Annotated in this window: 7 protein-coding genes; 2 read left to right on the forward strand and 5 right to left on the reverse strand. The window is 75.4% G+C overall.

The features are described from left to right. Positions 1 to 56: 56 nt before the first annotated feature. Positions 57 to 1,625, forward strand: a complete 1,569-nt coding sequence (locus ACFXDE_RS38320) for a hypothetical protein (protein WP_380498961.1) — start codon at positions 57 to 59, stop codon at positions 1,623 to 1,625. A gap of 70 nt (positions 1,626 to 1,695) precedes the next feature. On the opposite strand, the gene sucD is transcribed toward ACFXDE_RS38320, so the two are convergent. The 5 genes from sucD to ACFXDE_RS38345 all read right to left on the reverse strand — a co-directional run bounded on the left by sucD (position 1,696) and on the right by ACFXDE_RS38345 (position 8,740). Continuing rightward, on the reverse strand, positions 1,696 to 2,580 hold the full coding sequence (gene sucD, locus ACFXDE_RS38325) for a succinate--CoA ligase subunit alpha (protein ID WP_380438985.1): 885 nt from the start codon (positions 2,578 to 2,580) through the stop codon (positions 1,696 to 1,698). A 19-nt stretch (positions 2,581 to 2,599) separates the two neighbouring features. After that, complete coding sequence (gene sucC / locus ACFXDE_RS38330) at positions 2,600 to 3,772, reverse strand: ADP-forming succinate--CoA ligase subunit beta (RefSeq protein WP_359962397.1); 1,173 nt, start codon at positions 3,770 to 3,772, stop codon at positions 2,600 to 2,602. A 315-nt stretch (positions 3,773 to 4,087) separates the two neighbouring features. Further along, positions 4,088 to 5,266, reverse strand: a complete 1,179-nt coding sequence (locus ACFXDE_RS38335; RefSeq protein WP_380498962.1) for a vWA domain-containing protein — start codon at positions 5,264 to 5,266, stop codon at positions 4,088 to 4,090. 73 nt (positions 5,267 to 5,339) lie between these two features. Next, positions 5,340 to 7,661, reverse strand: coding sequence for a DUF5682 family protein (locus ACFXDE_RS38340; RefSeq protein ID WP_380498963.1), 2,322 nt, complete (start codon positions 7,659 to 7,661; stop codon positions 5,340 to 5,342). Then, complete coding sequence (locus tag ACFXDE_RS38345; RefSeq protein ID WP_380498964.1) at positions 7,658 to 8,740, reverse strand: AAA family ATPase; 1,083 nt, start codon at positions 8,738 to 8,740, stop codon at positions 7,658 to 7,660. Before ACFXDE_RS38345 ends, ACFXDE_RS38340 begins: the two co-directional genes overlap by 4 nt. A 156-nt stretch (positions 8,741 to 8,896) precedes the next feature. On the opposite strand from ACFXDE_RS38345, the gene ACFXDE_RS38350 reads away from it, so the two are divergent. Further along, positions 8,897 to 9,249 (forward strand): SWIM zinc finger family protein (locus ACFXDE_RS38350; protein ID WP_380498965.1); only part of this gene is annotated, 353 nt, incomplete at its 3' end.

Here is a 9,249-nt window from a genome sequence, read left to right on the forward strand (position 1 = left end):
ATGCGCATTTTCAGACCCTGCCCCCAAGCCGCCGGCGGCCCGACCCGGAGCGTCTGATGACCACGCCACCCCGCACGCGGAAACTGACCCCCCGTGAGGCAGAGGCCCTCGCCCAGCTCGTCGCCGGGCACCCCCTGCCCCGCGGCACCCGCGCCGCCCTGCGCCGCGCCATGGAGAAGCTGGGTGCCGCCACCGAGGCCGAGGCGGTGGCCCTGGCGAAGCGCCTCGGCGCGGACCCGGCCGAGGCGCCGTCAGCCGTCCGGCGGAAGCCCCCCGCCGAGGCCCAGGCCGAGACGGCGGCCCCGGCCGGGGCTGCTGCCCCGGCCAAGACGGCGGCACCCGCCAAGACGGCCGCCCCCGCCAAGACGGCCGCCCCGCCGGGCGAGCGCCCCCGATCCGCCGCCCGCGCCGAGGAGCAGCCGCGCCGCGAGCCCGGCAAGGCGCCCGGCCGCCCGACCGAAGGCACCGGCAGCGGCCTGGCTGCCCGCACCGGCCCCGCCCCGGCCCCCGCCCCCGCCGAACAGCGGCGGATCCCCGCGAAGCGCCGCGAAGCCGGCGCGGAGCAGCGGCCCGGCGCGGAGCAGCGGCCCAGCGCGCGGCCGGCCGACGCTGGCCCGGCAACGTTCGAGGAGCTGTACGAGACCTCCCACACGCGGCTCGTCCAGCAGGTCTTCCTGCTGACGGCGTGCCGGCACCGGGCGGCGCACTGCGTGCGGCGGGCGTTCGGGGAAGCGCGGCGCGCGTGGGACGCGGTGGCCGGCTCCGGGAATCCGGAGGCGTGGGTGCGGGTGCGGGCGTCCGAGCTGGCGCTGTCGCCGTGGCACCGGGGCGGGCCGCGCCGGGCGCACGCGTGGCGGCTGCCGCACCGGCGGATCAAGGTGCGCCCGGCCGACGAGTCGCAGGCGGTGCTGCCGGACCACGACCGCCTGACGGACCGGGACCGGGCCCTGCTGAAGGCGCTGAAGCGGTTGTCCCGGCCGCAGCGGCGCGCGCTGGTGCTGCACGACGGGCTGGGGCTGCCGGCGGCGGCCGTCGCGGTGGAGGTGGAGTCGACGCTGGCCGCGGCGGAGGGGCGGGTGTGGGCGGCCCGGGCGGCGCTGGCGCAGTGGGTGCCGGACCTGGCCGGGCCGGATCCGGCCGATCCCGGGTTCGCGGACCGGCTGAGCGGGCTGCTGCACCGGGCGGCGGTGCGCGGGTGCCCGGAGCCGCACCGGCCCGCGGTGCCGGTGCTCCGGGCCCGGCACGGGCTGCGGAGCCTGGTCCTGACGGGTGCGGCGGCGGCGCTGACGGCGTCGGTGGGCGGCGCGGCGATGATGACGCTGGTCGGCGGCCGTCCGGCGGTGCTGTTCCGGGAGCCGGAACCGCCGGCTCCGTCGGTGTGCGTCCAGGCGCCGGACGCGGCCGAGCCCGGGGTGCCGGTGGCGCCGGGCGGGCCGGCCGGCGGGATCAGCAGCCTGTGGTGCAGCCCGACGCCCGGGCTGGAGGCGGTGGTGGTGGACCCGCCGCCGCGCGCGATCGCGCTGTGGGAGCTGCCGGCGGCGGCCAAGGGGGCGGAGGCCCCGCCGCCGCAGGGACCGCCGAAGTGCGCCCGCTGGGCGCCGCTGCCCTGCACCCCGGCGCGCTGACGGGCCCCGCGAGAAGGCGAGTGCCCCCGCCCGGCGAACCGGGCGGGGGCACTCGTCGGCCGGGCTGGGGTCAGCCGGCGATGATCTCGCGCGCCAGGCGGGCGGTCTCGGACGGCGTCTTGCCGACCTTGACACCGGCGGCCTCAAGGGCCTCCTTCTTGGCCTGGGCGGTGCCCGAGGAGCCGGAGACGATGGCGCCGGCGTGGCCCATGGTCTTGCCCTCGGGGGCGGTGAAGCCCGCGACGTAGCCGACGACCGGCTTGGTGACGTGCTCGGCGATGTAGGCCGCGGCACGCTCCTCGGCGTCGCCGCCGATCTCACCGATCATGACGATGAGCTCGGTCTCCGGGTCCTCCTGGAACGCCTTGAGGGCGTCGATGTGGGTGGTGCCGATGACCGGGTCACCGCCGATGCCCACGGCCGAGGAGAAGCCGATGTCGCGCAGCTCGTACATGAGCTGGTAGGTCAGGGTGCCCGACTTCGAGACCAGACCGATCTTGCCGGAGGTGGTGATGTCGGCCGGGATGATGCCGGCGTTCGACTGTCCGGGGCTGATCAGGCCGGGGCAGTTCGGGCCGATGATCCGGGTCTTGTTGCCCTTGGAGCCGGCGTGGGCCCAGAAGGCGGCGGTGTCGTGCACCGGGACGCCCTCGGTGATGACGACGGCCAGGCCGATCTCGGCGTCGATGGCCTCGACGACGGCGGCCTTGGTGAACGCCGGCGGGACGAACAGGACGGAGACGTCGGCGCCGGTCTCCTTCATCGCCTCGGCGACGGAGCCGAAGACCGGGATCTCGGTGCCGTCGACGTCGACCGTGGTGCCGGCCTTGCGCGGGTTGACACCGCCGACGATCTGGGTGCCGGAGGCGAGCATGCGGCGGGTGTGCTTCATGCCCTCGGCGCCGGTCATGCCCTGGACGATGACCTTGCTGTCCTTGGTAAGGAAGATAGCCATGGTGTGAAAGTCCCCTTCCTTACTTGTTGGCCAGCTCGGCGGCGCGGTCAGCGGCGCCGTCCATGGTGTCCACGCGCTGGACCAGCGGGTGGTTGGCGTCGTCGAGGATCTTGCGACCCAGCTCCGCGTTGTTGCCGTCCAGGCGGACGACCAGCGGCTTGGAGACGTTCTCGCCCTTGCTCGCGAGGAGCTCCAGCGCCTGCACGATGCCGTTGGCGACCGCGTCACAGGCGGTGATGCCGCCGAAGACGTTGACGAAGACCGACTTGACGTCGGGGTCGCCCAGGATGATCTCCAGGCCGTTCGCCATGACCTCGGCGGACGCGCCGCCACCGATGTCGAGGAAGTTGGCGGGCTTGACGCCGCCGTGCTTCTCACCGGCGTAGGCGACCACGTCGAGGGTGCTCATGACGAGGCCCGCGCCGTTGCCGATGATGCCGACCTGGCCGTCGAGCTTGACGTAGTTCAGGCCCTTGGCCTTGGCGGCGGCCTCCAGCGGGTTGGCCGCGGCCTTGTCCTCCAGGGCCTCGTGCTCGGGCTGGCGGAACTCGGCGTTCTCGTCCAGGGAGACCTTGCCGTCGAGCGCGATGATCTTGCCGTCACCGGACTTGATCAGCGGGTTGACCTCGACGAGGAGGGCGTCCTCGGCGATGAAGACCTTCCACAGCTTCTGCAGGACCTCGGCGACCTGGTCGGCCACCTCGGCCGGGAACTTCGCCGCGGCGACGATCTCGGCGGCCTTCTCCGGGGTGCAGCCCTCGTTGGCGTCGACCGGGATCTTGGCGAGCGCGTCGGGGTTCTCCTCGGCGACGACCTCGATCTCCACGCCGCCCTCGACGCTGGCCATGGCCAGGAAGGTGCGGTTGGTGCGGTCCAGCAGGAACGAGACGTAGTACTCGTCCTTGATGTCGGCGGTCTGGGCGAGCATCACCTTGTGAACGGTGTGGCCCTTGATGTCCATGCCGAGGATCTGCTCGGCCTTGGCGACGGCGTCGGCCGGGTCGGCGGCGAGCTTCACGCCACCGGCCTTGCCACGGCCTCCCACCTTCACCTGAGCCTTGACGACGGCGCGGCCGCCGAAGCGCTCGGCGATGGCGCGAGCCGCTTCGGGGGTCTCGATGACGTCGCCGTCAAGCACGGGCACGCCGTGCTTGGCGAAGAGGTCCCTCGCCTGGTACTCGAACAGGTCCACGTGTTTGTCCTTGTTCGTGGTCGCGGATTGTGTCTCTACGAGCGTGCCACGGCAGGATCTTCGCTGCGGGTCGTCGGGGCGGTGCGGGTACGCAGAGGTACGGCCTTGCGGCCCACACAGCCACGGGCGCACACGTCAATCAACACGCGCGTCACGTCCGTCTGGCAGGTTATCCCCGTGGGACGGGACTCTTTCGCCCGGGACCGGCCCGTCTTTGGTGAGAACCGTCACAGACAGCCTAAAGCGGCGTGACAGACGCCCGGTCCACCCGTCGGGCGGATTCGCACGTCCGGGTGAATCCGACGGGCCGCCTGGTCAGAACCCCTGCCCGGCCCCCTCGATCAGGTGCCGGGGGATCGGCCGCTTCTCGATCGCCGCCGCCATGACGTCCGGGAAGGCGTCGGGGGTGCAGGCGAAGGCGGGAGCGCCGAGGGCGGCCAGGGCGGCGGCGTGGGCGTGGTCGTAGGAGGGGGCGCCCTCGTCGGAGAGCGCGAGCAGGGCGACGAACCGGACGCCGGCCGCCTTCATCGCGGCGACCCGCCGGAGCATCTCGTCCCGGACCCCGCCCTCGTAGAGGTCGCTGATCAGGACGACGATCGTCTCCGCCGGACGGGTGATCTTCGACTGGCAGTAGGCGAGGGCGCGGTTGATGTCGGTGCCGCCGCCGAGCTGCGTGGCGAACAGGACGTCGATCGGGTCGGTGAGCTGCTCGGTCAGGTCGACCACCGAGGTGTCGAAGACGACCAGCCGGGTGTCGAGTGTGCGCATCGAGGCGAGGACCGCGCCGAAGACGGCCGAGTGGACGACCGAGGCCGCCATCGAACCGGACTGGTCCACGCAGAGGATGACGTCCTTGCGGACGGCGCGCCGGGCGCGGGCGTGGCCGACCAGCCGCTCGGGGACGACGGTGCCGTGCTCGGGCAGGTGGTTCTTCAGGTTGGCCCGGATGGTGCGGTCCCAGTCGATGTCGCGGTGGCGCGGCCGGTGCACCCGGGCGCTGCGGTCGAGGGCGCCGCCCAGGGCGGACCTGGTCCGGTCGGCCAGCCGGCGCTCCAGGTCGGCCACCACCCGGCCGACGACGGCGCGGGCCGTCTCCCTGGTGGTCTCCGGCAGGGCGTGCTTGAGCGAGAGCAGGGTGCCGACGAGGTGGACGTCCGGCTCGACGGCGGCGAGCATCTCGGGCTCCAGCAGGAGCCGCTCCAGGCCGAGCCGGGTGATCGCGTCCTGCTGCATCAGCTGCACGACGGTGGACGGGAAGTAGCTACGGATGTCGCCGAGCCAGCGGGCCACCTGCGGGGCCGAGCCGCCGAGCCCGGCGCCGCGGCGGCCGCCCCGGCCGGGCCGGGCGGTCTCGTCGGGGGCGGCCCGGTAGAGCGCGGCGAGCGCGCCGTCCATCGCGGCGTCGCGGCCGCGCAGCGCGCAGCCGGTGCCGTCGGCCTCGCCGCCGAGCACCAGGCGCCACCGGCGGAGGCGTTCGTCGGTCGTGGTCGTCATGTGCTCCTCCTTCGCGAGGGCTTTCGAGAGGGGCTTTCGAGGGGCTTCTGCGGGGGCTTTCGAGGGGAACGGCTCAGCTGTCGCGGCCGGTGGCCTGCCGGGGGATGAACGGCCGCACGCCCAGCAGCAGGGCCACCACCGGCACGGCGGCGTCGGCCCTGGCCCGGTCCAGCTCGCCGGCGGCGGGCTCGCCGGACGGCTCGGCGTCGAGCGGGCCGGCCGCGACCCGGGCACCGACGGTGCTGCGCACGCCCGCCTCCAGGCCGCTGAAGGTGCGGCGCAGCAGCGGCAGGACGTCGGTGAAGGTCGTGTCGGAGACGCCGGTCAGCCACTCGTCGAGCAGCGCGAGCAGCCGGGGGTCGTGCAGCAGCAGGGCGCCGCCGCCGGAGAGGAAGCCCTCGACCCAGCCGGCCGCGTCCGCCGGTGCGCCGGCGGCGGACAGCACCAGGCGCAGGCGGCGGCCGGCCTCCTCGGTGTCGAGCCGGCCGTCGTCCAGCAGCAGCCGGACGGCGCGCCCGCGCAGCAGGCCGGGGACCCCGGTGGCCGGGCCGCCGGCGGGCTCGCGGCGGGCCAGCGCGTGCAGGGCGGTGGCCCAGCGGTCGGCGAGGCCGTCCGCGGCGAGCAGGCCGACGGCGCCGTGCACCTCGTCGAGCCGGGCGCGCAGGTCCGCCGCGCTCGCGGCGTCCAGGCCGACGCACGCGGGCGGCAGGCCGACGCAGACGCGGTCGGCCAGGCCGGTGGCGGCCTCCTTGAGCGCGCCGTGGTCGGTGCCGCGCACGTCGCCGTAGCGCAGCGCGCGGACGAGGGCGGGCAGGGCGCCGGCCAGGTGGGCCACGTCGGTGTCGAGGGCGGCGCAGTCGGCGAGCACCCGCATGACGGCGGGCAGGGCGGTGGACAGGCCGGCCAGCAGGCAGGTCTCCACCAGGCCGGTGAGCTGCCCGAGTTCGCCGGCCGCGCGGGCGGTGGCGACGGCCTTCGCGGTGGCCGCGTCCTCGACCGTGGTGCCCCACTGGGCGGCCTCCGCGATCCGGACCGCGAACTCGGGCTGCCAGCACAGCCGCCAGCTCTCCCGGAAGGTGCCGGTCGAGGCGACGGCGGAGCGCGCGGGCCCGCCCCACTCGACGCCCAGCAGCCGCAGCCGGTGCAGCAGGCGGGAGCGGGCGGCGTCGGTGTCCTTGCGCAGGTCGAGGTCGAGGTCCCGGGACGCGGCCGCGGGCTTGAGGCGCAGCGTGCGCTGCAGCCGGGCGAGGTCGCGCTGGAGCGGCACCGCCGGTGCGGCGTCCGGGACCTCGCCGAGGGCGTCGCCGATCACCAGGCGGTCGCGGACGAGCTCCAGCGCGACGTCCGAGCCGTCGCACATGACCGCGCGGACGGCGTCCAGCGTCTCGGTGAGCCCGGCCAGCGGGCGGCCGCGCAGGGCGGCGAGGGTCTCGGCGAGCCGGACCGCCTCGATGACGTGCGCGGACGAGACCGGGTGGTCCTCGGCGCGGAGCAGCTCGGCGGCGCGGGCGAGCCAGCGCGGCACCGGGTCGGCCCCGGCCGCGTACAGGTGGTGGTACCAGCCGGGCGACTCGATGCCCGCGCCGTACCCGGCGGACTGGGCGAGCCTGCGGTGCGTCCAGGGCACCCAGGTGATGTCCGTCCTGGTCTTCTTCGGCAGCTGCGCGAGCAGCGCCCGGTCGTGGGCGACGGTCGGCAGCTCGGCGAGGGCGGGCACGTGGAAGGCCCCGCAGACGACGGCGATCCGCCGGTGCCCGGCCCGCCGGGCGGCCCGGATCTGCCGGCGCATGTACGCCTCGCGCACGAGGTCCCGGCGGGACTCGGCGAGGCCCTCGGCGCGCAGTGCGGCCATCGCCTCGGCGACGGCCGTGAACGGCGCCAGGGCGTCGGCGCCGGGCGCGCGGTGCTCGACGACGTCCTCCCACCAGCGCTCCGGGTCGTCGTGGCCGGCGGCCTCGGCGAGCAGGGCGATCGGGTCGGCCGCGGGCTCATCGGCGGCCGCGGGACTGTCGGCGGCGGGACCGTCGGCGGCGGCCTCGTCGGCGAAGCCGTACGCGGCGGGCAGGTCGATGAAGCGGACCGGCAGCTCCCGCTCCACCGCGTACCGGATCGCCACCCACTCCGGGGAGAACTCGGCGTACGGCCAGAACGCGGCCCGTGCCGGGTCGTCCACCGCGTGGGCGAGCAGCGCGACCGGCGGCACCATGTCCTTCTCGGCGGCCAGCCCGACGATGCCGTCGGCCTCGGGCGGGCCCTCGATCAGCACCGCGTCCGGCGCGAGCCGTGCGAGGGCGGCGCCCACCGCCCGGGCCGAGCCGGGGCCGTGGTGGCGGACCCCGAGCAGGGTCACGTCCGGGGTGCTCGCGCCCGGTGCGGTCGGGCCCGGGGAGGTCATGCGGCCACCTCGCGGGCGGCGCGGTAGAAGTCCTTCCAGCCGTCGCGCTCGCGCACCACCCCTTCGACGTACTCGCGCCACACCGCCCGGTCCGCGACCGGGTCGCGGACGACGGCCCCGACGATGCCCGCCGTCACGTCCGCGGCGCGCAGGACACCGTCGCCGAAGTGGGCCGCCAGGGCGAGGCCGTTGGTGACCACCGAGATCGCCTCGGCCGTGGACAGCGTGCCGCCCGGCGTCTTGACCTTCGTCCGGCCGTCGACCGTGATCCCCGCGCGCAGCTCGCGGAAGACCGTCACGACCCGCCTGATCTCCTCGGCGCCGCCGGGCAGTTCGGGCAGGTCCAGGGAGCGGCCGAGCTGGCCCACCCGGCGGGTGACGATGTCGACCTCCTCCTCCAACGAGGCAGGCAGCGGCAGCACGACGGTGTTGAAGCGGCGCCGCAGCGCGCTGGACAGCTCGTTGACGCCGCGGTCCCGGTCGTTCGCGGTGGCGATCACGTTGAAGCCGCGCACGGCCTGCGTCTCGGAGCCCAGTTCCGGCACCGGGAGCGTCTTCTCGGACAGGACGGTAATCAGGGCGTCCTGCACGTCGGCCGGGATCCTGGTCAGCTCCTCGATGCGGGCGAGCTTGCCGTCCGCCATCGCCCGCATGACGGGCGAGGGCACCAGGGCCTCCCGGCTGGGGCCGTTGGTGAGCAGCTGGGCGTAGTTCCAGCCGTAGCGGACGGCCTCCTCGGGGGTGCCGGCGGTGCCCTGCACGAGCAGGGTGGAGTCGCCGCTGATCGCGGCGGCCAGGTGCTCGGACACCCAGGTCTTGGCGGTGCCCGGCACGCCGAGCAGGAGCAGCGCGCGGTCCGTCGCCAGCGTCGTGACGGCGACCTCCACGATGCGGCGCGGGCCGACGTACTTGGGCGTGATCCGGGTGCCGTCGGGCAGTTCGCCGCCGAGCAGGTACGTCGCCACGGCCCAGGGCGAGAGCTTCCAGCGCTCGGGGCGCGGACGGTCGTCCTGCGCGGCCAGGGCGGCCAGTTCACCGGCGAAGGCGTCCTCGGCGTGCTGCCGCAGAACGTCGGTCATGGGGGCTCCTTCGGGTCGGCCGCCGGGCACGGTGACGGCGGGGCGGCGGGTGACGGGAGGGCAACTCCGGCCTGCGGGAGCCACCCTGCACCCGGGCACTGACAATCCTCGGCGGGCGGTGAGGAAGTGTCAGTGCCCCCGCCTACGGTCGGTGCCATGGAGGAACGCTGGAGCACCGAACACGTCCTGTCCCTGGCGCCTGACGCCGCGTCGCAGAAGGCGGCCGGCAAGCTCTCCACGCCCGCGCCCTGGTCGGCCCCGGGCACCGACGGCGCCGCGGTCTGGGGCGAGTGCGGAGGCAGCGGCAGCACGCCGTACCGCACCGTGGTCGAGCTCGCCACGCCCGCCTACCAGTGCAGTTGCCCGAGCCGGAAGTTCCCGTGCAAGCACGCGCTCGGACTCCTCCTGCTGTGGAGCGGCACCCCGCAGGCCGTCCCCGCCGCCGAGCCCGCCGACTGGGCGGCCGCCTGGCTCGACGCCCGCCGCGAGCGGGCCGAGCAGCGCGCCGC

Origin of the sequence: Kitasatospora sp. NPDC059408, assembly GCF_042751525.1 — a bacterium.
Taxonomy (GTDB): Bacteria; Actinomycetota; Actinomycetes; order Streptomycetales; family Streptomycetaceae; genus Kitasatospora.

Excerpts from the sequence above, each read along its gene's own strand:
- ACFXDE_RS38320 (WP_380498961.1), top strand. The coding sequence starts at position 57 with ATGACCACGCCACCCCGCACGCGGAAACTGACCCCCCGTGAGGCAGAG.
- sucD (WP_380438985.1), bottom strand. The coding sequence starts at position 2,580 with ATGGCTATCTTCCTTACCAAGGACAGCAAGGTCATCGTCCAGGGCATG.
- ACFXDE_RS38335 (WP_380498962.1), bottom strand. The coding sequence starts at position 5,266 with ATGACGACCACGACCGACGAACGCCTCCGCCGGTGGCGCCTGGTGCTC.
- ACFXDE_RS38340 (WP_380498963.1), bottom strand. The coding sequence starts at position 7,661 with ATGACCTCCCCGGGCCCGACCGCACCGGGCGCGAGCACCCCGGACGTG.
- ACFXDE_RS38345 (WP_380498964.1), bottom strand. The coding sequence starts at position 8,740 with ATGACCGACGTTCTGCGGCAGCACGCCGAGGACGCCTTCGCCGGTGAA.